This is a genomic window from Methanobrevibacter olleyae, assembly GCF_900114585.1.
Taxonomy (GTDB): domain Archaea; phylum Methanobacteriota; class Methanobacteria; order Methanobacteriales; family Methanobacteriaceae; genus Methanobrevibacter; species Methanobrevibacter olleyae.
In genome coordinates, this window is sequence record NZ_FOTL01000028.1 from 1 (window position 1) to 23,066 (window position 23,066).

A 23,066-nucleotide genomic window follows, 5' to 3' on the forward strand; every position below is an offset into this window, starting at 1 on the left:
CAATTAAAAATGATTAAAGATTTATTTGATTTAAATGTATTATTTATGAAGCTGAAAAAGAATTACAAGGTTTAATTTATCGTAAAAATGAATTTCATAATGTTATTTATGAAATTATAAGAAAATTTATTGTTTCTAGGTATAAAAGCTTTATTTATCATTTAAAAGATAAGAAAATTGAGAGAACAACTAATAAGCTTGAAAATGCTTTTCAAAAAACTATGCCTAAATCAAGAAAAAGAACTTTTAAGACTATTCGTGGTGTTTTAAAGAGAATTTATCCCGGAGATTTGATTTGGAATGAAAATCGAAAACTTAATCAAGTTCATCAACAAAGTTTTTGAAAGAGCCATATTTTATTATTTTTTTAATTATTTATACTATAAAATATAAATTAATATTATTAATGGTAAGCCGAAGACAGCTGCTGGTTTTTAAACTAGGGAAACTCCGCACATCAATATAGACTGTAAAGTTGAAAAACTTATGCTGAGAAGTATGACTCTGGAGCAGAAACGACACGGCTTTTAATGTATGACAATGATGATTAACTGATGGACATTAAAAGAATCGGTGAAACGGCCAATCTACAGGATGCAAGAACAAATATGCTAATGACCTCTAAGGGAAGCAGAGTAGTTCGCTAAGATGAATGCTGTATAAAACAGAATGTGGGTTACTCTTGGCATACCATTAATTTTAAATTATTTATATTTGTTTTAAGAGTTATTTTTGATTTTACAATTTTGATTTTTTTAATAGGGTGTTAATGAAATCATCTGAATTGATTCTATATATTAAAGAAAATATTAAGAATTATCCTATTGAATATTTAAAAAAGAAAGCTCAAGACGATAGATATCCTGATAGTATTAGAAAAAGATTAGCTATTTATAATTCTTCTATTTATGATGAAATCTAAAAAAGAGATTGAAGAAGATTTTGAGATAAAAAAATTCTTTAGTTAAAAAAATAGAAGAGGATGTAAATTATTATTTTAGTATTTATAATCCATATGATGATGAAAATAGGTATTTTACGATAAATTTGTCTTTTTATCTTTCTTTAATTGGAAAAAGCAGGATTAACTTTCGGACTTTTCTAATTTACTTATTTTTATTAATTTTTTATTCATTTTTTATTCATTTAATTTTATTTCCATATTCTCTTTTTTAAGCTTGTTCCAAATTTTTATAATGGTTTTTGCAGTAAATTCTATTTCTTTTTTTGTATGGGTAGCTATTACAGTTAATCTTAATCTGCTTTCACCTTTAGGAACTGATGGCGGTCTAATGGCTGAAACTAAAATTCCTTCTTTTTCTAATTCTTTAGAGAATTTATTTGTTAAATCTGTTGGACCTATAATAATTGGTATTATTGGGGTTTCTCCATCTACTACTGTTAATCCTCCATTATTAAGGAGCTTTCTCATGAGTTTTGTATTTTCATTTAGATCATTCAAATATCTTTTACTATTTTCTTTTAATAATTTTAAAGCAGTGTTTGCACTGGCTATTGTAGATGGAGAAAGTGCTGTAGAAAATATAAATGGCCTTGATTTGTTTATGAGGTAATCTATATAAAATTGTTTTCCAGTTACGAATCCTCCTTCTGATGCAAGAGCTTTACTTAATGTGCCTATTTGTAAATCCACATATTTACTTAAATCTTTTCCAGTTTTATCTTTGAAGTATTCGACTGTTCCTTTTCCGTTTTTTCCAATAACTCCAGTTGCATGTGCATCATCAATGATTAGGCAACAATCGTATTTATTAGCTATTTCTACAAGTTCTGGAAGTGGAGCAATATCTCCATCCATACTAAATACTCCATCTGTTACAATAAAAAGGTTAAGTTCTTTATTGGATTTGAGCTCATCTAAGATAAGGTTCTCTAAATCTACCGTATCTTTATGTTTATATACTTTAACTTTAGCTTTAGAGATTTTAGTTCCATCAATTATGCTTGCATGATTTAATTGATCACTAAATATTATGTCATTTTCTTTTGCAAGAGCATAAATTACTCCTAAATTGGCCATATATCCTGTATTAAAAATAAGTGCTGATTCAGTAGATTTAAATTCAGAGATATTTTTTTCAAGTTCCCTTATCCCAAAAGAAGCTCCAGTTGTTAATCTTGAACCTGTTGAGCCAGTTCCATAATCATTAGCCTCTTTAGATGCTTCTATTACATCGGGGTGGTGTGTTAATCCTAAATAATTATTAGTTCCAAAAACGAGGTATTCCATACCATCCTTATTCATAGCTTTTGTAGGATTAATAAATCTCAAATCATCAATAGTTCTATTTAAATTATGGTTTTTAAGTTCATATAACTCTTCTTTTAATTTATTTTCAAGATTTTGGTTCATAATATCATCAATTTACTTATGGCTCTATGCTATTGGTGCAACTTATCCTTCAGCTACAATCTACTATTCGATTAAAACCATTTGCTTTTCTAGATAATTTATTAAATCATCTAATGTATATTCATAGTTCAATTGATTTCTATCAACAAAGAATATTCTTCCACCTACTGCTTTTCCTTCATCCTTTAAAATTGGAATACGTTCATAATTATCTTTTGTTCCAACATATCCTATTACATAACTTGGATCATCTGACCAACATAATTCAGCAACAATTCCTTTACAACTAGCTATTTTAGATGCAAGGATTAATGCTTCTTCAAGGTGCAGGCCTTCTCTACCATCTTTTTTTAGTGATTCTTTATACTTTGTGATATCTGCACTAGCTATTCCAGTTACCCGAACTCCTTTAATTCCCTTATTATCTATTCGCTCTCCGCTATCCTTATCAAAAAGCATTGCACCATGAATGCTGTCTTCAAGATTTAAAAGAGTTTGAATGGCTTTTTTAGCAGATTCTTCACTAACTGTATTTTCTTTCAGTAATTCTTTTGCTAAAGATAATCCTTCTTCTTTTGAATTAATATGGTGCTGATTGATATTTAGCCTTTTTTTATAAATTATCTCTTCTTCATCGATTTCTTCTATTTTGAAGTTTATAAAATCTGGCTTTCCTCTTTCATGAGTGATTGCTCTTCTATAAATATTGATTAATTCTTTTTCAACTTCGTCTTCTCTTAAAATACGCTCTGCCCCTGATATGTGCTTTCCACCTTCTTCATGAGGCCCACCTTTTGAGCATCGCATTTTTATACTGTACATCATAATCTTGCCTATTTTCAATTGAATTATGTAATAATTTTTTTTTGATTGATTATTTTTTTAGTTTTTCACGATAGACTATTTGTTTTTTATGATTATTAATTTTTAATAAGAATTTTTCAGAATTTTCCAATAGAATTTTTTACTCAAAATTTTCATTTAACTTAATTAATTTAAGACATATTTTAACCGGTATTTCGCTAAGTAGATTATATTTTAATTATATATGTCTATGTTTAAATTGAATTATTTTTTTAATCTTAAGTTCTTCAATAATACTATCTACATATAAAGATATAAATCTTCAACTTTAGTAAAATTTTATAAAAAATAGTTTTAAAAATAGGATAAAATGAAAAAAATAGATAAATAAGATAAAAAAGAAAAAAAAGAACGATTTCCCTAACTTTTGGAGAGAATTTTAATCAAGGTTTTTACTTATCTAATTATGGTAAAAAATTTTTAATCAAGGTTTTTATCAATAGGATTTTAGTAAAAAAAAATTTTGGTCAAGGTTTTTAGCCGAAGGCTAAAAAGCTTGGTTTAGGGATTATTAATAGCATCCTTTACTTTGTCAAACAATCCTTTTTTATAGACTTTTATTTCGTCTCCACTGATTTCCCCAAATTTGACTAAGAGTTTTTTCTGTTCTTTACTAAGTTTTTGAGGAACAACTACAATAATATTTACATAAAGATTACCTTTGCCACCACGTCTCATATGAGGCATACCTTGCTCTCTTAATCTAAATGTAGTTTCGCTTTGGGTTCCTGGAGGGATTTTAAGTTCAACTTCCCCATTAATAGTTGGAATATCTACAGTATCTCCTAAACTTGCTTGGACGAAACTGATTTGTTTTTCATAGTAGAGATTTGCACCATCTCTTTCAAAGTATTCATGTCTTTTAATGTAAATTTCTACATAAAGATCTCCAGCTCCACCACCAACATCTCCAACATTACCTTCACCAGATACTCTTAAACGGTTTCCATTTTCAACACCTGCAGGGATTTTGATGTTAAGGGTTTTACTTTCTTTAACAGTTCCTCTACCTTTACAGTTATGGCATGGTTCTTTAATGATTTTACCAGTACCATTACATTCTCCACATTGAACTATATTCATAACTTGCCCAAATAAACTTTGTCTAATTTGTTTTCTTTGACCTGTACCTCCACAAGCTGGACAAGTTTCCACTTCACTTCCAGGCTCTGCTTTAGAACCATTACAGGTAGGGCAGAATACGTCATGTCTAATTGTAACTTCCTTCTCAGCACCATTTGCAGCTTCTTCTAAAGTTATTTGGATTTCAGTGTAAATATCACTGCCTCTTCTTGGGCCTGATCTTCTTGATCTAGATCTACCAGTTCCAAATCCGAATAAATCAAAGATATCTTCTATTCCACCTCCTCCAAATCCTTGGAATATGTCTTCAAAGTTTACATTTCTAAAGATGTCTTCATTAGAGAAGCCTTCCATACCTGCATGACCAAATTGATCATACCTTTGTCTTTTTTCGTCATCAGATAAAACTGCATAAGCTTCACTGATTTCTTTGAATTTTTCAGTAGCTTCTTCTTTTTTATCTTCATTAACAACATCTGGATGGTATTTTCTAGCTAATTTACGATAAGCCTTTTTAATTTCTTTCTCATCAGCAGTTTTGTCTACTCCGAGAACTTCATAATAGTCACGCTTCTCTGCCATTTAGTCACCTTATAAGAATTAATTGATAATTGAATATTTAATCATTTTTTTAATATTAATTTTAATAATTTTTTTTTAATATTAATTTTAAAAATAGCTTTTTACTATTAATTAAAATTTAATTAAATTATCTCAACTATTAAGTTATAATTTAATTAAATTTTAGCTAATATTTTATAAAATAAAACTTTATTACTAAAAGTAATATTAGTTACTATTAATATTTATAGTTAATTTTTTTAACTAATTATATTTTTAAACTTCTTAATTATATTTTTAAACTTTTAGTTTTAATTTTCAAATTTAATAAAAAGAATTCTTTATAGAGATTAAAAGATTATGAGGTGGCTAAGATAATTTAATGAGATCTCTAACAGAATTCATTTTATCTAATTTTAAAGTTTTTGAGAGCTTGTTTTTAAAATGTTTGTAAATATAATTAATAAAAATAAATTAATTTAAGAAAATAGATTAAAAATCTATTCTCTTTGAATTTATTCACAATCTATTTCTTTTCTTCGAATTCAGCATCAATTGTGCTGTCATCATCATCGTTGCCCTGATCTGCTCCTGCATCAGCACCACTTGCATCTGCTGCATCTTGTGCTGCTTGTTGCGCTGCTGCTGCTTCCTGGTAGATTCTAGCACCAATGTCTTGAACTACCTTAGTAAGTTCATCGGTTTTTTCTTTGATTGTTTGAATGTCGTCACCACTGATTAATTCTCTTAATTCAGCTACTAATTTTTCAATGTTGTCTCTTTCTTCATCAGATACCTTGTCTTTGATTTCATCTTCATTGATGGTTTTCTCAGCAGTGTAAATCATAGAGTCTGCATTGTTTTTCACTTCAATTTCTTCTTGCTTTTTCTTATCTGCTTCAGCATTCATTTCAGCTTCTTTAACAGCTTTTTCAATTTCTTCATCAGTTAATTTAGTGGAAGAAGTGATAGTAATAGATTGTTCTTTACCAGTTCCTTTATCTTGTGCAGTAACATTAATTATACCGTTTGCATCGATATCAAAGGTTACTTCAATTTGAGGCATTCCTCTTGGTGCAGGAGGTATTCCTACTAACTGGAACCTTCCAAGAGTAGTGTTATCTGTTGCCATTTTTCTTTCTCCTTGAACTACATGGATATCTACAGAAGGTTGGTTATCAGCTGCAGTTGAGAATATCTGGCTTTTTTTAGCAGGAATTGTGGTGTTTCTTTCAATAAGGGTAGTGGATACTCCACCTAAAGTTTCAATACCTAAGGATAATGGGGTAACGTCTAAGAGAACTAAGTCTTTAATTTCTCCAGCAAGCACTCCTCCTTGAATAGCTGCACCCATTGCTACACATTCCATTGGGTCGATTCCTCTTTCTACTGGTTTGCCAATGAAGTTTTCTACGAATTTTTGTACAATTGGCATTCTAGTAGGCCCGCCTACAAGAATGATTTTGCTAATGTCATTTTTGCTCATTTTAGCATCGTCTAATGCCTGTTTAATTGGCTGGCCACATTTGTTTACGATAGGATCTACTAATTCTTCTAATTTTGCTCTGGTTAAATTGTTAATAAGGTTGTGAGGTTTTCCATCTGCACCTATACATATGAATGGTAAGTTCACTTCACTGGTTAAGGTAGTTGACAATTCGATTTTTGCTTTTTCAGATGCTTCTCTTAATCTTTGCACTGCTTGATCATCATTCATTAAGTCAATACCAGTTTCAGCTTTAAATTCAGATGCTAAGTAGTTCATTATTGCATTATCCATGTCAGTACCACCAAGTTGGGTATCACCACTGGTAGATTGTACTTCAAATACTCCTCCACCAAATTCCATGATGGTTACATCTAAGGTACCTCCACCTAAATCAAATACTAAAATGTTTACATCATCATCATCTTGCTTGTCAATACCATAAGCGAGGCTTGCTGCAGTAGGTTCGTTTACAAGCCTTACTACATCAAGGCCAGCAATAGTTCCTGCATCTTTAGTTGCAGTTCTTTGGTTGTCATCAAAGTAAGCCGGTACAGTAATAACTGCTTTTTCAATAGGTTCTCCTAAGAAAGATTCTGCATCTTTTTTAATTTTTTGTAAGATTTTTGCAGAGATTTCTTGGGGAGTGTATTGTTTTCCTTGGATAGTTACTTTGTAATCAGTACCCATTTTTCTTTTGATTGCACTAATGGTATTTTCTGGATTGGTTACAGCTTGTCTTCTTGCAGGTTCACCAACTAATTGTTGTCCCTCTTCAGTAAATGCTACATAACTTGGAAATGCTTTACCATATTGACTTGCACCTTCTGCACTTGGGATAACGGTAGGTTTTCCACCGATGAGCACAGATGCTGCAGAGTTACTAGTACCTAAGTCAATTCCAATAATTTTTTCTTTTTTAGTATCAGACATAATTTTCACCTTTAAATTTTTTAATTTTTTTTAATTTTTTATCATTTTTGAATTTATTAATAAAATAATTACATAAAATAATTATTATCAATAAGTATTATAAAATAATTTTATAAGCATAATATTAATGAAATTAGTTTATTCTTTTTTAGCTTTTTTACAAACCCTTACTTTAGAATATTTGATAACTTTATCTTTTAAAGTGTATCCTTTCATAAGTTCATCAACAATTTCATTATTTTCATAATCAGGACTATCTACAGTAAGTAAAGCTTCATGTCTAAATGGATCGAACTTTTCTCCTACTGTAGGAATTTCTTTCAGACCTTCTTTTTCTAAAGTATTTTTCATTTTTGAATAAATCAATTTCAAACCTTCTCTAATTTCTTCTTCGTTAGTGGAGTTTTCAAGAGCCCTTCCCATATCTTCATAGACATCTAAGAATTTAGTGATAAGACCTTCATTTGCATATCTTATTAAATCTTGTTTTTGTTTATCACCTTGCTTTCTAAAATTATCAAAGTCTGCTTGCAGTCTTTGGATATGTGATTTAAGCTCTATGATTTTTTCATCTTTCTTCTCAAGGTCTTTATTTAATTTAGCTAATTCATCATCTTCACATTCATCTTCTTCTCCAGAAGATTCTTCTTCAGATTCGGAAGGAGTTTCTTCTTTTTCATCTTCCTGAACTTTAGATTGATCTTTTTCATCAATATCTAAATCTTCAGATTTCTTTTTTATATTTTTCTTAGCCATTTATTCACCTTTAATGAATTTATCATAAAGTAATAATATGAAAGAGAAAGAGAGCGATATGCTCCTTTAATATTTTGACTTTAATCAAAGAAGCTTAGTTTTTAGGAATTTTCTATTATATGGGGTAATAGAAAAAAAAGTGTTTTATCTTTTCTAAATTTAGGGGGGTGGTTTTAAATCAAGAAAATCTTTGTTTATAGTGTGATTTTTAAAGAGGAATCGAAATATTCTTTGATTTATGTTTTATCCAGTTGTTATTATATTTTAGAATTTTATAGGTTTCTTATAATAAATTTTTTATTTTAAATTAGTTATTGACAGAAACTTCATTTTTTAATTTGTTTAAGTTCTGTTTTTAATAAATAACTTATGGATTTTGATTTTATTTTGTCAATTTTATTAAAGTAACAAAATGTTATCTTTCTCTATACTTATTATAGTAACAAAATGTTATATAAAGATTTCGGTTTTTAGTAACAAAAAGTTAATATAACACTTATGACTATATTTTAATATAGAAATATTAGTATGGAAATATCAATATTATATTTACAAGTTTTAAAAAAAATTATAGAGGTCAAATATGGATCAACAAAAGCAAAATCAAGAAAATTCATTTGATGTTGATATGGAAGCAATTCTTGATGTTATGGGATGTAAAACTAGACGTGATATCATGGATCTTTTAAGAGAAGAGCCAAGATTTGTTAGTGAAATATCTCAAGAGCTTCAAATAGGTCAGAAAGCTATTATTGAACATCTAAGAGCTATGGAAGATGTGGGTATTTTAACATCTTCAACAAAAAAAGTAGTTAGAGGCCGTCCTCGTAAGTATTATGATATGCCAAACGATGTAAATGTGCATATTACAATTACTGAGCATTCATTTAATGTATCTATTTCTGAGGATATGCTAAATCTACAAAATGATATTAAACAATTACCTTCTGGTGATGAGTGGTCTAAATTATTAGATATTGAAAAAAGAATTGATCAAGGTTATACAGAAGCTATTGAAGAATTAAAAAGTCAAATACGCTTATATGATAACTTAAAAGAAAGAGCAGAATATATTTTAGAGAGAACTTATAATCAATATTAATTCATTTAATATAAGTGTTTATAACATATTTTATTATATTATTTATTCAGCTTTCTCATTTGCTCTTTTTACCCTTTTCACTTTTTTTAATTCTATTTAATTTAATTTTATTTATTTTACTATTTTTATTTAGATTTAGTATAATTTAAATTCAATATATTGGATTTAATATAATTTAGATTTAGTATAATTTAAATTCAATATATTAGATTTAATCTAATTTAATCTTTATTATTTTTACAAATGTTTTAAGTTGATTCCAGCAATAATTGCTTGCCCTAATGATACAGACCCATCTCCTGGACAAGAATTAATATGCTGAATAAAATTAAAACCTTCTTTTTCTATATAATTTTTAATATAAGATGTAATTGCTTCGTTATAGAATACTCCACCAGTTGCACCAATTGTTTTAATTCCTTTTTCTTTTGCTGATTCTACAGCAAGTTTTGCAAGTCCAATACTAACTGCCTTTTGCCCAGCAACTGCAATTTTATGAGGGTCTTCTCCTTCTTTAATTTTATCTACAATATATCTAAGTATTGCTGTTGTATCAAGGTCTCTTCTTCTATTATCAGTATTCTCATTGTTTACATCTGTGTAATCTTTAATAATTATTGGGAAGTCTTCAAGTGTATCATTTTCTTTGTAATTATAAGCGTATGATTCTAATTTCATAGAAGCTTCTCCTTCGTAACTACGTTTATCACATATATTTAATGCAGCAGATACAGAATCAAGAACTCTTCCAGTACTTGTATTTATGCCAACATTCAAATTAGCATCTAATTGTCTAAATAAGCTTTTTATTTCTATACTGCCATGTTTGAATGAGTTGATGTAATTTTCATTAAGTAATTCTTTAATATAATCTTCACTATATCTGTCTTTTTCATATTCGCTATTTGGATTAGATAATATAGAAGCTAACATTCTAACTGGATATTTTGTACATAAATCCCCTCCAGGCATTTTTTGAGGCATTAAAGAAGCTAGCCTTTCAAATTCTTCAATATTTGTGTATAATATTTCTCCTCCCCAAGAATTACCATCACTACCATATCCAACTCCATCTGCAGCTATTATAATCATTTCATTATTTAAATTATCAATATCAACGGAATTCTTGTTTTTATCTTTATTTTCATAGGCATTATCTTTATTTTCTTTATTTTTATCTTTATTTTCATAGGTATTTTCTTTATTTTCTTTATTTTTATCTTTATTTTCATAGGTATTTTCTTTATTTTCTTTATTTTCTTTATAATGATCGTTTAATAATGAAATTCCATGAGCATGATGGTGTTGAACTTGTATCAATGGACAATCATATTCTTTAGCTAATTCCTTTGCAAGTTTTGTAGTAAAGAATTGTGGATGTAAATCACAGGCTATTGCATCAAAACTATCAGTTTTTGTAATTCTCATCATATGTTTAATAGCTTCCTGAAGGAATTCATATGTTCTATATTTATTCGTATTTCCAATATGTTGTGATAGGTATGCTTTAGAGTTTTTTAAAATTGTAAATGTAACATCAAGTTCCGGTCCAAGGGCAAGAATATTCAGATTATCAAATTCAGGATTTAAATCTGTGTATTTGGCTTTTAAATCATAAGGCTCTGGAGTGTAGCCTCTTGAACGTCTTATGAATGCAAGCTCATCATTTCTAAATCTTATAACAGAATCATCACATCTATTTAGTATTCTTCTATCATGGATAAGGTAATAATCGGCTATTTCATCTAAATTCTCAAGAATTTCTTGATTTGTAACCATCATAGGCTCTCCAGGAACATTAGCTGAAGTCATAATGTATGCTGGGGTATTAGTATGGTTAAATAAAAGATGATGTAGGGGAGCATAGGGTAGCATTACTCCAATATTATGTAAACCTGGGGAAACAGATTCTGCAAAGCCGTAACTTTCACCTTTTTTTAAGATTATGATAGGTCTTTCTTTAGACAATAATCCTTCTTCTTCTGCACTTGAGACTAATGCATATTCTTTTACAGTTTTAATATCTGGACTCATAACTGCAAATGCTTGATTTGGACGATTTAATCTTTTTCTTAAAAGCTTTACACTATCTTCTAAGAGTACATTTGCTACTAAATGTGTTCCACCTATTCCTTTAACTGCAAGTATTTTTCCAATATCCAGAAGTTTTGTGCTGTCTTTTAAAGGGTCTTTGGATTCTGTATTAATAGCTATTCTTTCTACTTTAGTAGTTTCATTGCCGTTATCATCAATTATAGTTTTTTCTTTTATTTCATTTTTATATAGCTGTAGAGAAGGTCCACAGACTTCACAACAACTTGCCTCAGCATGATAACGTCTATCTAATGGATTTTTGTATTCTGCTTCACATTCTGGACATAATGGGAAATCATCCATAGTAGTTTTATCTCTGTCGTATGGAACATTTTCAATTACAGTAAAACGTGGTCCGCAATCAGTACAAGCATTAAATGGGTAATTATATCTTCTATTGTTCGGATTGTTTATTTCTTCTAAACATCTATCACAAATAGCTAAATCAGGTGGAATTACAGATGTTCCTGAGAAACTATCTGAACTTTCTTTAATTGTAAAGTCCTCATATTCCTCTTTTTCTTCAAGTTCTTCAGTTTCTAAACTGTTTATTTTAGCTATTGGTGGAAGTTCATTTTGTAATTTGTATGTAAAATTAGCTATTTTATCATCTGAACCTTGGATTATTATTTCAACTAGATTTCCTAAGTTTCTAACATAACCTACCAATTCTAATTCGGTAGCTATTCTATATACGAAGGGTCTAAATCCTACTCCCTGTACTATCCCTTCAACTAATAATTTTCTCATTTCCACAGTTCCACCATCTAAAATAAAACATAATCATTATAATAGTTATAATATTATCAGTATAATAACTATAATATTATCAATATAATAATTGTAATATTATCAGTATAATAGTTATAATATTATCAGTATAAAATATCAATATAATAATTATATATTATAGTAATTATAAATCTTTTTAATGTAATATTTTTTGAAATATATTTAATTATTATATTTATTGTAACTTATTTTATGTTTGTGATAAAATGAAAGAAATTCTTAAAAGTCTTGCTGAAGGTAAAATTTCAATTGAGGAATGTGAGACTCTTTTAAAAGCTGAAAATATTCGGGAATTAGATGAATTGGCTAAATTTGACACCTCCCGCAAAGATAGGACAGGTTTTCCAGAGGCTATTTTAGCAGATAGTAAGGATTATGAAGACTTATTAACTATTGTAAAAAGATATTTTGAAAAAGAAGAGTTAGATGATAGCTCAATTGAATTAAAAGAAAACATTATTGTTACAAGATTATCTAAAGAAAGATTTGAATTATTAAAAAAAGATTTAGCTTATTTATTTGACAAAGAAATAAAGCTTGATTATAATAAACAAGCAAAAATTTTAATTATTTATAAAGATTCATTAATTAATTTTAATCCAGAATATGGTAAAATAGGGCTTTTAACAGCAGGAACTTCAGATATTCCTATAGCTGAAGAAGCTAAAGTTATAGTTGAACAAGGAGGATGTGAAGTTATAAGTTCTTATGATATCGGTGTTGCAGGAATTCATAGATTGTTCCCACAAATTGCATATATGGTTGAAGAAGATGTTAGTGCATTTATTGTTTGTGCAGGAATGGAGGGTGCATTACCTTCTGTTGTTGCAGGCTTAGTTGACGTTCCTGTAATTGCTGTTCCAACATCTGTTGGCTATGGTATTGGTGCAGATGGTAAAGCAGCTTTGTATGCTATGTTGCAATCTTGTGCTCCAGGCTTATCTGTTGTTAATATTGATAATGGATTTGGTGCAGGAGTTTGTGCTTTAACGATTGCAAAAAATATTGCAAAAAAAGTAAAGATATCAAAAGAATAATTAATTTTAAGTTTTTTATCATTTTTTGATATTTAAATTTGATTTAAATTGTTTCAATTAAATTTTTTATTTTTAATATTTAATCTCATATTTTTGGTGTTTGTATTGATTTTTAGAGATTTTAATCCAGAAATTCATGATGTTTATAAAGTAGCTGAGCTAATTTATGATGTTGATTATAGGACATTTGAGCATGTTTTCAAATCAAAAAAAGAGGGTATAGAAGCTATTAAAGATAGGTTAACCTTTGATTTTGCTAAAGAGATTGATGAAGATGAAAACGATTTATTCTATGTTTTTTTTGATGATGAAGATAGGGAAGAAAAAGAGATTATTGGAATGTTTAATGGTGGTAAGGGAGTACAGCATTCTTATTTTAAAGACATTGTAAATCAGTTTAAAAATCTTAAATTTAATCATGCCTTGGCTCTTTCTAAAGTTTCTTTTATGGATAGTTTTGTTTTAGTTGATGTAGAAGAAGATGATTTTTATATCTGTGAATTAGCTATTTGCTCTAATCATAGAGGAAAAGGTTATGGGAAAGAAGCTTTAGATCAACTAATTCAACTTGGAAAGGACTTAAATTGTAAAAGAGTAGTTTTAGACGCTGATTTTAGAAATGATGGTGCATATAGATTATATAGTTCTAAAGGATTCAAGGTCTTCAATAAAAAATCATTTGCTTTTCTTGGTAAAAAAAGAGGAATGCGAAATATGGAATTAATTTTAAAATAGCTATTGTTTTTTAACTATTTTTTATTTTTTGATATTCGATTGCAGTTAGTAAATATAATTGTTTTTTAATATTTAATTCGCAATTGTTAAAACTAGTTATTTTTTTAATAAAAAAGAAGAAATTCATTTTAAAGATTATTTTCTTCTTCTTTGGAATTCTTCTAATATTTCGTCATAACTAATTCCTTTATAGACTAAAAGAAGTAATGTGTGGAATATTAAATCAACAGATTCATAAACTAAATTTTCATCATTTTTTGATGCAATAAGAGTTTCTCCACATTCTTCAGCGATTTTTTCAAGGATTTTATCTTCTGCTTTTTTATCACTATCTTTCATAATATTTGAAGTATAGGAATCTATTGGTGAGTCTCTACGACTTTCTAAAATTTCATATACTTCTCTAATGACTTCATCACTAAGCATAATTTCACTCATTATTTACTTAAACTTTTACTTAGACTCTATTTATATTGAAATTTTAAGTCTTTTTTAATTTTTCAATGCTTTCTCTGACTTGTATTTTTAATGGTTTCAATTAAAGCTATTAAAGGATGCTGGTCATCATCAATAATAGTAATGTCATTAAAATTTGTTAATCCTTGCTTTTCAGCAGTTTTTTCCATTCCCAATGTAATGTCTTTATTGAAATCAACCACATAAGAGTCGATTTTATCTAAACCTAATTTTACAGATGCTACTGCTCTATGGTGACCATCGACTAAAATATATCTATCTCCAGTCTTAACTACAATAGTTGGTTCTGCTAAGCCTTTTTCAAGTTCATAAGTTCTTCCTTGTAATTCATCAGCATAAACTCTATCTTGAGTAGGTTTAATCTTTTCAACGGGAACCGCTTCTCTGGTTAAAGTGGTTTTAATGTCATAAAGTTTTTCCATAGTTTCTCTAAATGCACTAACTTTAGTGGGAGTGGACCTTTCAATATGTGACCTTACAATATCTGTATTGGTCATAATTCCTTTTACATGTCTCTCTTTATCTACTACTGGAAGCCTTGAAATACCATGTCTAAACATTACTCTTGAAGCATCATTAATGTGCATATCTTCTCTTGCAACGATTACTTCTTTAGACATTATTCCACTAACATATTCAGTTTCCCAATCTTTTAATAATAAGTCATAAGCAGTAACTATTCCAACGATATGTCCTTCTTCATCAACAACAGGATAACCATCGTGCTTTGTCTCTTTCATTAATCTTATAACTTCTTTATTAAGTGTATCATATTTTACAGTGTATACGTTTTTTGTCATATAATCTTTAACTGTAGTTCTTTCTGTTTCCATTTTTTACCTCCTATGATACATTTACAAATATTGAATAGTGAAAATATTCTTCGAGTAATAATACTTAAATTTTTTGAGTAATAATACTGCAATTATCTTTTGAGTAATAATACTGAAATTATTCTTCGAGTAATTCTTTTAATATTTTTACAGTTTCTCTTGGATCTGCTTTTCCTTTAGTTAATCTCATAACTTGACCCATTAAGAAGTTTAATGAAGCTTTTTCACCATTGTGGTAGTCATTTACAGCTTTAGGGTTTTCTTCAACTGCCTGTTTGGCTGCTGCTTGAACTTCATCATCTTTTACTACACCAATTAATCCTAACTCTTCAGCTATTGCTTTTGGGGTTTGTTTATTATTTGGCATTTGTTCAATAATTCTTTGTCCTGCTTTAGTGGTTATTTCTTTATTTTGGAGCATGTTTAAGAATTCAATTAAATCGTCTGCTACAATCCCACTTTCTGCAAAGCCCATTTTATTATAAGTTAATACCCTTTTAAGTTCATCTTTCATCCATTTTGCAGCGAATTTTGGATTAAGTTCTTTAACTACTTCTTCATAAGTTTGAGCTAAATCAAGTTCAGAGGTAAGTACTTTTGCAGATTCTTCATCAATTCCATAATCACTAACAAATCTTTTAACTTTGTTATGTGGAGCTTCTGGCATTATATTAAGAACATTGTTAATTTGTTCATCACTAATTTTCATTGGAGGTAAATCTGGATCTGGGATGAATCTATAATCATCTGCATTTTCTTTATCCCTCATTGAAACAGTAATCATTTGTGATTCTAGGTAAGCTCTTGTTTCTTGTTTAACTGCATGGCCTCTTTTTAAGAGATTTTTCTGTCTTATTACTTCAAAGTTTAAAGCTTTGTATGCACCTTTAATAGAGTTTATGTTTTTCATTTCTACTCTGTTTCCACCGTTGATTGAAACGTTTACATCTGCTCTCATAGTACCTTCTCCACGAGCCCCTCCACTATATTCTAATACTCTAATAAGCTCTTTTAAGAAGTTACGTGCTTCTTCTGGAGAGTGCATGTCTGGTTCAGTAACAATTTCGATAAGTGGAATTCCAGAACGGTTAAAATCTACAATACCTCTATCTGGCTTGTATTGTCCAGGGTCTTCTTCCATGTGGATTTCTCTAATTCTTATACCATTTAATTCTCCTTCATAACCTATAGGTACAGAGGTTTTCTGATATCCGCAAGGTAAATCAGGATAATCGTAGTGTTTTCTCATGAAATATGTAAAGTTTTTATCAATTTTACAGTTAAGCATTAATGAAATCATTAAAGCATTTTCAATTGCTTTTTCATTAGTTGGAAATGGTTTAGCACCTGGCTGATTCAAACATACTGGACATATATTTGTGTTTGCTGCTGCTTCTTGATAGTTTGTAGGACAGTTACAGAATAATTTTGAATCAGTTTCAAGTTGTACATGGATTTCAAGTCCACACATCATATTTACATCTATATTAACCCCTCCAAGGATTTTTAAGTTTTTAAGATTTATTTTTAATTAAATAAGAATAAGTAGTTAATTTAAGAAAATCATCATTTCAAAATTAATTTTTATTATAATATTTTATTTATTATAATTTTTATATTCAATTTTATTATTAAATTATAATATAATAACTATAAATTAATTATAAATTAATATTATGTTAATTTATGTATTATTATATTTATAAAGATTTTCTTTATAATAAATTATTGTTAAATTATTGAAGTTTTAAAAATAGAAAAATAAAGTTTAAAAATAGAAAAAGCTTTAAAAATAGAAATTTTATTATTTGTATTTATTTTTTAAAGAATCTCTGATGTATCTTTTAATGTACTGGTCTAGTTCTGGGCTGATTTCACTTTTTTCAGGACCTAATTTGCTTTTATCGGTAAATGTTCCTTTAAGAGTTCTTCCAGTCCATTTAACTTCTTCTTCTACTCTTTTGCCATATTTGGTACCGAACATTTTAAAGAGAGGGAATTTGGTTATACCATTAGCTCCGCTTAAAATAAGCATTCCTATATTTGCTAAATTATCAGTCCATGTTCCGCAGATTATTTCTAAATCTGGGAATTCAAGTCTTATTGTAGAGACAACTTTTGCATAATATAATGATGCTGGCTGTGAGCTATTTGCATATTCGGTTTCAGGATGTGGATTTAAGGAATAAAAGATTACTCTATCTATTTTATGTTCTCTGATGTAGTCTTTTAAATATTCTAGATCTTCATAGCTTTCCCCAAGGCCTAAGATTATTGTAATTGCTTTTTTAAACCCTAAATCTCCAGCTTTATCTAACATATCACTGATTTGATTTAATGGCTTACTGGGGCAAACAATTTTTTGAAATTCTGGATTTGCTAGCTCAACAGCTCCTGTAATCCCTTTAATTTCGGAGCCATATTCCTCTAATTCAGAGGTAATTCCAGTATTAAGCCAAAGGCCATCACCAGTTATTGAGTGTATATTTTCAGCTATTGATTTAATTTCTTGACTAGTAAAGGATTTGTATCCTCCAGATAAAAATTCTATGTTCCATCCAAGTCTACTGCACATTTCAGCTTCTGCTAGTATATTATTCACTCTGCGTTTTGCTTTAGCTGGATCTTTGATTTTGTTTTTCTGAGTACTCATATAACAGAATTTACAATCTCCTTTATCGCACCACCATGATAAAAAAACAGCTCTTTCAAGGCTTATTTCACTATATCCTTTTTTTAAGCTAAGGTTATTGGCTTTAGTGATTAATTCAAGTGTTTCAGTACTGCTTATTTTCTTCATGGTTTCTCCTTCTTTCCTTTTATTTATATTCTATTTTTGGTCTTTGCTTTTCTTTATTATTTTATAATATATTCTTATATATTAAATTTTGTAAATATGTTCTATAATAGATATTTTCAAATATTTTAAAAATAGAAACATTTATATAGTATGTTAAGCAACATATTATTACTGTATTGTTGCAGTATTAGTTTTTACAAAACTTGATTTGCAAGCATGGGTTATTATGCCGTCGTAGCTCAGTAGGTAGAGCGTTCGGCTGTTAACCGATTGGTCACAGGTTCGAGCCCTGTCGACGGCGCTTTTGGGCCCATAGCTTAGCCAGGTAGAGCGCTCGGCTCATAACCGGGATGTCATGGGTTCGAATCCCATTGGGCCCACTGCATAATCTTGTTTTTTATTCACTCGTATTTTTGCTCCGATGGTGTAGTCCGGCCAATCATTTCGGCCTTTCGAGCCGAAGACTCGGGTTCGAATCCCGGTCGGAGCATTTTTTATATTTGAAAGATTTATTGGGATCTCCTTCCCTCTCTTAGTAGCGGGGGTGTCCGAGCGGCCAAAGGAGACAGGCTTAGAACCTGTTGACGCAGGTCTACCAGGGTTCGAATCCCTGCTCCCGCATAATCTTCTATATTTTTTATTTTTTATTCCTATTAAGGTATTCATGTGCCGGGGTAGGGTAGGCGGTCATCCTACGGGACTGTGGATCCTGTGACTCGGGTTCAAATCTCGGCCCCGGCCCCATTTTTAAATTTTCTTATTATTTTATCTAATTTTAAATATTTTGTTATGATTTTTCATTTTTTTATTTTTCAAATTTATAAAACTCTTAAAGTATTAGTTTTCAAATGCTCTAACTGCCTTTATTTATATAGGAAAAGATAAAATAAGAATATTAATGAAATTTATTAATAAAACTGTATTTTTATTATTTTATTATTTGCTTACATTCATTAGTGGGTTTTAATATGGCTAAAAAAGGTTCAGCTGAAGAAAGGGATTTAGTTCATAAGCTATGGGATAGGAATTTTGCTGCTATGAGAGCTCCAGCATCTGGAGGAGCTACTAAAAAGCCATTGCCAGATGTTTTAGCAGGAAATGGTAAAATATACTTAGCAATTGAAGTAAAAACTACTATTAAAGATAAAATTTATATTGATCATCCTCAAATCGATGCTTTAGTTGAATTTTCAGAAATTTTTGGTGCAAATCCTTATTTAGGTATTAAATTTAAATACACTAAATGGTTATTTTTATCTCCAGAGATTATGGAGAAAACTAAAAATGGTAATTATAAAGTTGAAAAGAATTATTGTTTAGAAAAAGCATATGAACTTGATGAAATTTGTGGTTTTGATAAACAAATTAAATTCTAATCTCCTTGATGAAATTTGTGGCTTTAATTTGTGGTTTTGATAAAGAAATTAAATTCTAATCTTTATTTATATATTGCTAATTCTTAATTATTTTTTATGTTCTTTTAATATATGTATATCTTTTAATTTTAAGAATATCTATTTTTATATCTTAAAACTATTTTTTATTTTAATCAATAAGTTTATATATTATTAAAACATACCTTATATTACTGTATTATTATGCCAAGATAGCTTAGAGGCGAAGCGGTTGGCTGCAGACCAATTACACGGGAGTTCAAATCTCTCTCTTGGCTTTAGATTAGCATATTATATGTTAATCTCATAAGTATGGGGTTATAGTGTAACCTGGCATCATCTGGGACTCCAGTTGTCTTTGAAGAAAAACGCGTAGTCTGATGATCAGTATAAATTGGTTATGTGATGACCAATTGGAGTACTGAGACAAGAGAAATCCTAGGATCGGGGTTCAAATCCCTGTGACCCCATTTTTATACTTACTATTTTTATCTGGATTTTTTCAATTTAATTTGTTTCTTAGTTGATATTAGGTAAATTTATTTACTATTTTTTAGAAAATAATTAATAGTTATTCTAATTTTTTAAGTGATATTATGGAAAAAATCAACAATGTTTATTGTATTGAAGGATTGATGGCGGATTCTAATTCTTATTTAATTGATAATACTGATTCCGGCTCTGAATATAATTATATTTTGGTCGATACAGGAACTGGTGAAACAAAGGGTTATTTATATTCTATTTTAAAAGAAATAGGGATTGATCCGGAGGATATAGATTTAATTGTTAATACTCATTGCCATTTTGATCATGTTGGTGGAAATGACTTTTTCCCTAGTGGTAAGGTAGCTATTCATAAAGAAGATGCTAATTCATTAAGAGACCCTTCCAGCAAATTAACCGTTTCTTCCTTGTTTGGTTCTCAAATTAGAAGACACGATGTCGATATTGAACTTGAAGAAGGAGATAAAATAGCTAATTTTGAAGTTTTGCACACTCCAGGACATAGTGAAGGAGGATTATCTTTATGGGATGATGAGATTCTTATTTGTGGAGATACTATTTTTGCTAATGGTGGAATAGGTCGTATGGATATAGGTGGAAATCCACGAGATATGAAAGAGTCTTTGATGCGCCTAAAAGAGTTGGATGTTGAATATTTACTTCCAGGACATGGGCCATGGGTAAATAATGGAAAAGAACATATTAAAATGTCTTGTATGAATATGGGAATAATGTAATTAATTTTAATTGCACTATTTCCATTTTTTTTAAAATTACTAGTTTTTATATTAAAAAAATTTAAGGCCTTTAAGGATTATCCGAATAATCCTCCAGCACCCATAAATTTCTTTTCTGCCTTTTGGAAAGCATTTCTTTTAACAAGAATAGAAATTTTATCCCCATTACTTAAAATATCATCTGGTTGAGGAATTTCTAATTCATGGTTTGGTTTATTTTTAGAAATTATAATATAATCTTTAGTTGGTGAGAACTCAGAAACTTTCTTTCCAAATACTTTCGGATTTTTAATAGTCATATCTAAAATCTCAGCATTACCTGCACCAAATGCCATTAAATCTGCTACATTTGGCCTTGAGATGATCTTTTCAAGGAAGCCTGCTGCAGTTCTTTCAGGGCTAATTACCTTATCAATTCCAACTTTTTTAAATGCTTCTTCATGATCTGGATTACTTACTCTTGCAATAATTTTTCCATCGCTATATTCTTTTACTAAAATACAAGATAATAAGTTTGATTCATCATTACCGGTACTAGCTACAAAAACATCAGCTTCTTCAATGTTTGCTTCTTCTAAAGTTTTTGTATCAGTTCCATTACCACAGATAACCATTGCATCTAATTCTTCTGAAGCCTGATTACATAAGTCTTCATCACTTTCAAGAATTGTAACATCATATCCGTGCTTAATTAAACGGTTTGCTAGTGAAAGTCCTACACGACCTCCTCCCATAATCACAATATACATAATAAACACCTAATAATCTTTTTTTATAAAACATAAAATTAAAAATTTAATAAATTCTTTAAAATTTATATAATTATTACATTGTTTTAATATCTTAATTTATATTTATAAATCTTTCGTAAAATTAGTTTTTATTTATTAGAATAATAATAGAATGATGAATATTTGATGATTTAAAAGGCATTTTTTTGGTTTATCTTTTACTATTTTTAATCATTTTTTGTTTTTTGATTGTTTATTCATTATTTTAATTTTTATTATAATGAATTTGCTGTTTTATTAGTTATTCCCTTATTCTTTTTTTATTCTTGAGAATTATCATTCTTAAATTGATTTATTCTTCTTTTAGGATTGAATATTTCACCAATTGTTCTGAATAATACTAAAACAGGAATAATTTCTAATCTGCCAATCCACATTAGAAAATTAATGTTAATTTAAGAGGCAGTGGTAATCCTCCATATACTATTCCAGTACTTAACCCATTGTTACTTTGTACAGAAATAACATCAAATAATGCAGTAAATGGATCATATCCATACATAGTCATTATAATCCATCCACATAGTAAAAACATAAGGAACAGTGCTATATATGCAGATGCTTCTTTTATCTCCCTTCCACTTATTTTCTTCCCACCAATTCTTGTATTAATTATCCTACCTTCAGGTGAAATTAGGTTGGTAACGGTTAAATTCATTCCTTTTAGTGCAGTAATAATTCTAATAAGTTTTAAACCACCTACAGTAGATCCGGATGAACCACCTATTAACATCAGAACCATTAAAACAATTAATGAAGAACTTTGCCATCTTGCAAGTTCATGGGGATTTATTACATTTGCTCCTGTAGTTGTAATTGCAGAAACTATGGTATATAATTCTTCTATGGATATCATTTTATTTGTTAGCAAAATAATTACACTAGCTATTATAATTAAACATATCATTAATTGGAATTGAACATCTTTGAGGAGAGCTTTTCCTTTAGTTTTAACAATTTTATAATGAATTGTAAAGCTTGTTGCACCTAAAATCATTAAAATCATGCTGATTATATAAACTAAACTGTTTTGATAGAATCCAATATTTGCATTTTTAATAGACATTCCTCCAGTAGAAACACTGGTAAATGTAAGATTTATAGCATCAAAAATTGAAAGACCTACAAGTACAAAAAGAGCTATTCCTGCTGCGGTATAAATTAAATAAATCTGCAGAGCTTTCTTTAAGGTATTTGCAATATTTGGCTTAATTTTTTCTTCTCTTGCTTCTGATTTATATAATCTAGATGCGGCGGTACCTGATCTAATTAAGATTCCGATAAATATAATTACAACACCTAGTCCGCCCATCCATTGTTCTAAGCTTCTTAAGAATAAGATAGATTTAGGTAAAATTTCAACATTTACAAAAAAAGTCATTCCACTTCCAGTCCATGCAGACATATTTTCAAAAAGTGCATCGACAAAGTGGATATCTAATGAAAGGAACATAATTGAAGCTCCAATTAGTGAAGCCCATAACCATGCAATGGATGAAATTAACATTCCATGTTTCAGCCTAAGTTTGGTATAACTTTTAAATTTTTTACTAAAGGCGGTTCCTAAAGCAAATGATGTTAAACAAGGAATTAAAAAAGCGCTGACATTAATGTACTCTCCATATATTAATGCAACTAAAATAGGTAGTAATAATAGTAGACCTAATCCTTGCATTATGTACCCAATATAATTGAGTACGATGAATAAAT

19 protein-coding genes, 7 tRNA genes and 1 other RNA gene are annotated in these 23,066 nt (G+C 29.1%); 15 read left to right on the forward strand and 12 right to left on the reverse strand.

Going from position 1 to position 23,066, the window contains the following annotated elements; all coding sequences use genetic code 11:
* The first annotated feature begins 221 nt into the window (after positions 1 to 221).
* From BM020_RS09915 to BM020_RS09630, 3 genes are all read left to right on the forward strand, one after another.
* Entirely contained in the window at positions 222 to 344 is a 123-nt protein-coding gene (locus tag BM020_RS09915) for a hypothetical protein (protein ID WP_256379534.1), read from the forward strand.
* A 65-nt stretch (positions 345 to 409) separates the two neighbouring features.
* Positions 410 to 691: RNase P RNA component (gene rnpB / locus BM020_RS07480), an RNA gene on the forward strand.
* 78 nt (positions 692 to 769) lie between these two features.
* The gene (locus BM020_RS09630; protein WP_158499604.1) at positions 770 to 922 is read left to right on the forward strand and encodes a hypothetical protein; all 153 of its coding nucleotides are present in this window, start codon (positions 770 to 772) and stop codon (positions 920 to 922) included.
* A 216-nt stretch (positions 923 to 1,138) separates the two neighbouring features.
* On the opposite strand, the gene bioF is transcribed toward BM020_RS09630, so the two are convergent.
* From bioF to BM020_RS07505, 5 genes are all read right to left on the reverse strand, one after another.
* On the reverse strand, positions 1,139 to 2,374 hold the full coding sequence (bioF, locus tag BM020_RS07485; protein ID WP_067147977.1) for an 8-amino-7-oxononanoate synthase: 1,236 nt from the start codon (positions 2,372 to 2,374) through the stop codon (positions 1,139 to 1,141).
* Between the two features lie 63 nt (positions 2,375 to 2,437).
* Complete coding sequence (locus tag BM020_RS07490) at positions 2,438 to 3,199, reverse strand: 6-carboxyhexanoate--CoA ligase (protein ID WP_067147974.1); 762 nt, start codon at positions 3,197 to 3,199, stop codon at positions 2,438 to 2,440.
* A gap of 540 nt (positions 3,200 to 3,739) precedes the next feature.
* Positions 3,740 to 4,903 (reverse strand): molecular chaperone DnaJ, encoded by a 1,164-nt coding sequence (gene dnaJ, locus BM020_RS07495; RefSeq protein WP_067147972.1) that lies wholly within the window; start codon positions 4,901 to 4,903, stop codon positions 3,740 to 3,742.
* A 505-nt stretch (positions 4,904 to 5,408) separates the two neighbouring features.
* Positions 5,409 to 7,301 (reverse strand): molecular chaperone DnaK, encoded by a 1,893-nt coding sequence (gene dnaK / locus BM020_RS07500; protein ID WP_067147969.1) that lies wholly within the window; start codon positions 7,299 to 7,301, stop codon positions 5,409 to 5,411.
* A gap of 138 nt (positions 7,302 to 7,439) precedes the next feature.
* On the reverse strand, positions 7,440 to 8,057 hold the full coding sequence (locus tag BM020_RS07505; protein WP_067147966.1) for a nucleotide exchange factor GrpE: 618 nt from the start codon (positions 8,055 to 8,057) through the stop codon (positions 7,440 to 7,442).
* A gap of 583 nt (positions 8,058 to 8,640) precedes the next feature.
* Here BM020_RS07505 and BM020_RS07510 point away from each other — a divergent pair.
* Entirely contained in the window at positions 8,641 to 9,159 is a 519-nt protein-coding gene (locus tag BM020_RS07510) for an ArsR/SmtB family transcription factor (RefSeq protein WP_067147963.1), read from the forward strand.
* A gap of 237 nt (positions 9,160 to 9,396) precedes the next feature.
* Here the strand turns inward: BM020_RS07510 and hypF are convergent, their stop codons facing one another.
* Positions 9,397 to 12,009 (reverse strand): carbamoyltransferase HypF, encoded by a 2,613-nt coding sequence (hypF, locus tag BM020_RS09860; RefSeq protein ID WP_234970536.1) that lies wholly within the window; start codon positions 12,007 to 12,009, stop codon positions 9,397 to 9,399.
* A 242-nt stretch (positions 12,010 to 12,251) separates the two neighbouring features.
* Between hypF and larB the strand changes: the two genes are divergently transcribed.
* Positions 12,252 to 13,082, forward strand: a complete 831-nt coding sequence (gene larB / locus BM020_RS07520) for a nickel pincer cofactor biosynthesis protein LarB (protein WP_067147960.1) — start codon at positions 12,252 to 12,254, stop codon at positions 13,080 to 13,082.
* Positions 13,083 to 13,187: 105 nt separating this feature from the next.
* Entirely contained in the window at positions 13,188 to 13,817 is a 630-nt protein-coding gene (locus tag BM020_RS07525) for a GNAT family N-acetyltransferase (protein ID WP_067147957.1), read from the forward strand.
* 135 nt (positions 13,818 to 13,952) lie between these two features.
* On the opposite strand, the gene hisE is transcribed toward BM020_RS07525, so the two are convergent.
* From hisE to BM020_RS07545, 4 genes are all read right to left on the reverse strand, one after another.
* Positions 13,953 to 14,243 carry a phosphoribosyl-ATP diphosphatase gene (hisE, locus tag BM020_RS07530; protein ID WP_067147954.1) on the reverse strand — a complete coding sequence of 97 codons (291 nt, stop codon included), beginning with the start codon at positions 14,241 to 14,243 and terminating at the stop codon, positions 13,953 to 13,955.
* 74 nt (positions 14,244 to 14,317) lie between these two features.
* Positions 14,318 to 15,127 (reverse strand): CBS domain-containing ParB/RepB/Spo0J family partition protein, encoded by an 810-nt coding sequence (locus BM020_RS07535; protein ID WP_067147952.1) that lies wholly within the window; start codon positions 15,125 to 15,127, stop codon positions 14,318 to 14,320.
* A gap of 118 nt (positions 15,128 to 15,245) precedes the next feature.
* On the reverse strand, positions 15,246 to 16,601 hold the full coding sequence (gene gatB / locus BM020_RS07540) for an Asp-tRNA(Asn)/Glu-tRNA(Gln) amidotransferase subunit GatB (RefSeq protein WP_067147949.1): 1,356 nt from the start codon (positions 16,599 to 16,601) through the stop codon (positions 15,246 to 15,248).
* Positions 16,602 to 16,931: 330 nt separating this feature from the next.
* Positions 16,932 to 17,927 carry a radical SAM protein gene (locus BM020_RS07545; protein WP_067147947.1) on the reverse strand — a complete coding sequence of 332 codons (996 nt, stop codon included), beginning with the start codon at positions 17,925 to 17,927 and terminating at the stop codon, positions 16,932 to 16,934.
* 228 nt (positions 17,928 to 18,155) lie between these two features.
* Here BM020_RS07545 and BM020_RS07550 point away from each other — a divergent pair.
* The 9 genes from BM020_RS07550 to BM020_RS07590 all read left to right on the forward strand — a co-directional run bounded on the left by BM020_RS07550 (position 18,156) and on the right by BM020_RS07590 (position 20,565).
* Positions 18,156 to 18,228: transfer RNA gene (locus BM020_RS07550), tRNA-Asn, on the forward strand.
* Positions 18,229 to 18,233: 5 nt separating this feature from the next.
* Positions 18,234 to 18,307 (forward strand) — tRNA-Ile (locus BM020_RS07555).
* A 35-nt stretch (positions 18,308 to 18,342) separates the two neighbouring features.
* Positions 18,343 to 18,417: transfer RNA gene (locus BM020_RS07560), tRNA-Glu, on the forward strand.
* 48 nt (positions 18,418 to 18,465) lie between these two features.
* Positions 18,466 to 18,548 (forward strand) — tRNA-Leu (locus tag BM020_RS07565).
* 47 nt (positions 18,549 to 18,595) lie between these two features.
* A tRNA-His gene (locus BM020_RS07570) sits at positions 18,596 to 18,671 on the forward strand.
* 224 nt (positions 18,672 to 18,895) lie between these two features.
* The gene (gene hjc / locus BM020_RS07575) at positions 18,896 to 19,303 is read left to right on the forward strand and encodes a Holliday junction resolvase Hjc (protein WP_067147944.1); all 408 of its coding nucleotides are present in this window, start codon (positions 18,896 to 18,898) and stop codon (positions 19,301 to 19,303) included.
* Between the two features lie 224 nt (positions 19,304 to 19,527).
* A tRNA-Cys gene (locus BM020_RS07580) sits at positions 19,528 to 19,599 on the forward strand.
* A 36-nt stretch (positions 19,600 to 19,635) separates the two neighbouring features.
* Positions 19,636 to 19,791 (forward strand) — tRNA-Trp (locus tag BM020_RS07585).
* Between the two features lie 126 nt (positions 19,792 to 19,917).
* Positions 19,918 to 20,565, forward strand: coding sequence for an MBL fold metallo-hydrolase (locus BM020_RS07590; protein WP_074798771.1), 648 nt, complete (start codon positions 19,918 to 19,920; stop codon positions 20,563 to 20,565).
* A 77-nt stretch (positions 20,566 to 20,642) separates the two neighbouring features.
* Here BM020_RS07590 and BM020_RS07595 read toward each other — a convergent pair whose 3' ends face one another.
* Both BM020_RS07595 and BM020_RS07600 read right to left on the reverse strand, forming a co-directional pair.
* Positions 20,643 to 21,314: a potassium channel family protein gene (locus BM020_RS07595; protein ID WP_074798773.1), complete on the reverse strand. Its 672-nt coding sequence runs from the start codon at positions 21,312 to 21,314 to the stop codon at positions 20,643 to 20,645.
* A gap of 418 nt (positions 21,315 to 21,732) precedes the next feature.
* Complete coding sequence (locus BM020_RS07600; RefSeq protein ID WP_234970537.1) at positions 21,733 to 23,031, reverse strand: TrkH family potassium uptake protein; 1,299 nt, start codon at positions 23,029 to 23,031, stop codon at positions 21,733 to 21,735.
* Positions 23,032 to 23,066 lie beyond the last annotated feature (35 nt).